Consider the following 3220-nt stretch of genomic DNA (forward strand, 5'->3'; position numbering starts at 1 on the left):
TGTGGAATGAACCTGCAATTGAAGCAAAAACTGTAACTGTTCACATTAGGAGAATTAGAGAAAAAATAGAAGTAAATCCAAAGAAACCAATGTATCTTAAAGTGCAGTGGGGACTTGGTTACAAATTTGAAGATTTGAGGCGAAAATAATGAAAAAAAATTCTTACAAACTTAGCTATTATGCTTTAATAATTTTTGCGATATCACTGATTTCTATGTTATTAAGTATGTTTTTATTTTCTATGGGTTCAGATTCCGATTATAGAAAGATAATGACAGAAAATAGAGTCTCTGATACAATAATGCAATCTCTTAATAATTATGATAATAGTTATAAATTTTTTAACTACGCAGTTAAATCATATAAGTTGAAATACTTTAACACAAATGGAGAAGTAATTACAGATCCAAATATTATTGAAGTTCAAAGGAAAAAGGACGATCTTAAGGAAAAGGGACTTGATCCAAAAAAGTATTTAGAAGACTGGATGATAAATCAACCCGAAATAAAATCTGAATATAAAACTTTTTATTTGACTAATGAGTATGAAAAAAATGAATTCGATCCTCTTGAAATTGAATTAGGAGATAATGACTTTTTAATAACGGGATCTGCTTCTAATAACAATGTAAAAATTGATAAAGTTATTAAAAGTAAAAGACTAGAAGAAAGTAATTATAATTTTTTAGATAAGTTTTTTGTAAAACAATTAAATGAAAATATGACAAATATAAATGGACTGTATAATATTAAAAATTTAAAGTTTGCTTATTATGGTTCATTAGATGATGAGGTCTTTAATGAAATTGAAAGAGATGTATTTAGAGATCAAGTTCAATTTCAAATTGGAATTAGCATTTTAATTGCAACTATTTTAACTATAATATTTTCAGTTTTCATGAACATGGAAAAGGTTGATGAGAATGAAAATTTGAGAAAAATTTTCAAACTACCTATTGAAATTGTTTTAATTCTCTTTGGGATTTTTATGGTATGCGGTTTAGCGATTTCTGGTTTAGGACAAGTTTACTATAATTTGTATGTTTTTTATTTCTTATATTTGATAGGACTTTTAATTATTTCACTTACAATAAATTATTTTCTAATTTTAATAAAAAGTATATTTAACAAGAATACAGAAAACTATCTTGTCAAAAATTCTTTGATTTACAGAATTTTTACTAGTGCACTTTCACAATTTTCTGAAAATGAAAATATAAGAAAGACTAAGATAAGATTTACAACAGTCTACTTCGGGATATATTTGATCCTTCTAATTTTTGCAAGTCTGTTTTCTTCTTTAGTTGGAGGAACAATAATTCCAATGATATTATTTGGAGTTTTCATTTACATTATTCTTCTTAAAAATATTAATGAAGTTATTAGAATAAATAGGGAGTCAAGTGAAATAGTAAAGGGAAATTATAATCGTGAAATTTCAAAAAATGATGGACTCTATGATGGAATAGTTGATAATTTCAACAATATCAGCACAAATTTAGATAAGGCAATAGAAGAAGCGGTTAAGTCTGAAAGATTAAAGACAGAATTAATTACAAATGTAAGTCACGATTTAAAAACACCACTAACTTCTATAATAAATTATTCAGATTTGCTTTCAAAAGAGGATAATTCAGCAGATGAAATTAAGGAGTATTCAAAAATAATAAATGAAAAGTCAAATAAGTTAAAAGTTTTAATAGAAGATTTATTTGAAGTTTCAAAGGCAACATCAAACAATATTGAGTTAGACAAACAAGAACTTGACTTCAATTCACTTGTGGCACAATCCATTGGTGAATGGGAAGATAAGATTGCTGAAAAAAATATAGAGATAATTTCAAATCTTCCAGAAGAAAAAGTAATGATTGAAATTGACGGACAAAAATTTTCAAGGGTTTTAGATAACTTATTTTCAAATATTTCAAAATACGCCTTGGAGAACTCAAGAGTATATGTAGATCTCTTTAACAATGATGGTACTAAACTAACTATTAAAAATATTTCTAAATATCCTCTAAATATTTCAGCTGAGGATCTAATGGAAAGATTTACTCGTGGTGAAAAATCAAGGACAACTTCAGGATCAGGTCTTGGACTATCAATAGCTTCATCCTTTGTGAAAGCTCACGGTGCAACTTTTGAAATAGATATTGATGGAGATTTATTTAAAGTTAAAATAGAGTTTTAAAATAAAGATTACTATGAGATTTTAATAAATTAGTTTAAAAGGATTTTAAATATAAGTGCAGAAGAAAGTTCGGGGGAAAATTATTTCGCCGGACTTTTTTCTATTATTAAAACTTGACAAAAATAAAGCAACGATATATACTCTGGATGAAAATATAAATACTAACAATAATGAACAGGAGGTGAGAAAAATGGAACTATCAAATGGAGAAATAATGGTAATGGAAGTTTTGTGGGAAGGAGAATGCCTAGATGAAAATGGAGAAATTCAAGCACTAGAATTATCCAAAGTATTAAAGGAAAAATATGATTTAGGTAAAACATCTTGCTACACATTTTTTGGCAGGCTCTTAGAAAAGGGAGCAATATCAAGAAGGTATCCGAAATATACAATAAAACCCATTGTCACAAGAGAAGAAGCTTTGCAAAAACAAAGAAAAGAAGCCATAGACAAATTATTTCAAGGTTCCTTAATAAGTTTTTGCAGAACATTTTTAAAAAATAAAAAAATAAGTGAAGAAGAAATTCAAGAGATAAAAAATTTAATTAAAGATTTTGAAAAAGAAAAAAAATGAGAATAGGTATAGCAAGTTCAGAAGTTCTCTATAAAAGTATAAAATCTGTTTTAATATTAATTTTGATTTTACTTTTTAGAAAGAGATTAAACTTAAAAAGCACTAAGGGAGCAAATATTATATTATGGACTCTTATTTTAGTATATTTAATATTTCCAAAAGATATTTTATTTAGTTTAAAAACCTATGAAGCTTCAAAATTTATAAAGACAATTTTTGCACCATCAATTTTTATAAATCAAGTAGTAATAAATATGACATATAAATTCCCATCATTATCAAGACTTAATAGGTTAGTAGGTTCAAGCTTAGTCATTATCTACATAGTATATCAATTTATAAAATTTAAAAAAGTTATAAGTAATTCTGTTGAATTAAAAGATAGGACTTATTTAAATAAATCCCTAAAAAAATTTAATTTAAAAAGAGAAGTAAAACTTTATATAAATGAAAAA

Annotated in this window: 3 protein-coding genes and 1 pseudogene; all 4 read left to right on the plus strand. The window is 25.7% G+C overall.

Going from position 1 to position 3220, the window contains the following annotated elements:
* A partial coding sequence (locus MR285_RS04905; RefSeq protein ID WP_293558606.1) for a helix-turn-helix domain-containing protein occupies positions 1-149 on the plus strand: 149 nt, incomplete at its 5' end.
* Positions 149-2191 (plus strand): histidine kinase dimerization/phospho-acceptor domain-containing protein, encoded by a 2043-nt coding sequence (locus MR285_RS04910; protein WP_293558602.1) that lies wholly within the window; start codon positions 149-151, stop codon positions 2189-2191. The genes MR285_RS04905 and MR285_RS04910, both read left to right, overlap by 1 nt.
* 190 nt (positions 2192-2381) lie before the next feature.
* Positions 2382-2765 carry a BlaI/MecI/CopY family transcriptional regulator gene (locus tag MR285_RS04915; RefSeq protein ID WP_293558604.1) on the plus strand — a complete coding sequence of 128 codons (384 nt, stop codon included), beginning with the start codon at positions 2382-2384 and terminating at the stop codon, positions 2763-2765.
* Positions 2762-3220 (plus strand): annotated as a pseudogene (locus MR285_RS04920) (peptidase M56, BlaR1); the annotation flags it as partial. The gene MR285_RS04915 and the pseudogene MR285_RS04920, both read left to right, overlap by 4 nt.

This window comes from Peptoniphilus sp., from assembly GCF_022767005.1.
Taxonomy (GTDB): Bacteria; Bacillota; Clostridia; order Tissierellales; family Peptoniphilaceae; genus Peptoniphilus_A.

What these genes read in the sequence shown, in the direction of transcription:
- MR285_RS04910 (WP_293558602.1), top strand. Translation starts at nt 149, where the DNA reads ATGAAAAAAAATTCTTACAAACTTAGCTATTATGCTTTAATAATTTTT.
- MR285_RS04915 (WP_293558604.1), top strand. Translation starts at nt 2,382, where the DNA reads ATGGAACTATCAAATGGAGAAATAATGGTAATGGAAGTTTTGTGGGAA.